The organism is Megasphaera sp. ASD88 (genome assembly GCF_002287425.1).
In the GTDB taxonomy this organism is placed as follows: domain Bacteria; phylum Bacillota; class Negativicutes; order Veillonellales; family Megasphaeraceae; genus Megasphaera; species Megasphaera stantonii.
Genome location: NZ_NQXW01000083.1, coordinates 1 through 239, shown reverse-complemented (window position 1 = coordinate 239; position 239 = coordinate 1). Strand labels below are relative to the sequence as shown.

General features: G+C 53.1%; 1 protein-coding gene. It reads right to left on the bottom strand.

What is annotated here, in order from left to right; genetic code table 11:
- Positions 1-212: hypothetical protein (locus tag CJ260_RS12630; RefSeq protein ID WP_143747704.1), on the bottom strand; the 212-nt coding region annotated here is incomplete at its 3' end.
- Positions 213-239: the final 27 nt, after the last annotated feature.

The window sequence follows — 239 nt, the reverse complement described above, 5'->3', positions numbered from 1 at the left end:
ACTTGGAATGTCGTATTGCCGTCTTCATCGACGACCGACATCCCTTCTGATTTCACCGTTTCCGCATCTACATTGCCGTTGGCGTCTACACTGAAGCTGCCATCAGCATTCTGAATCGTGCCGCCCGTTACTGTCGTCGCTGTCACGGCATGCGCCGTTACGTCGCCGTTCGACAAGACTTGGAACGTCGTATTGCCGTCTTCGTCAACCACAGACATACCTTCGGATTTCACCGTTTC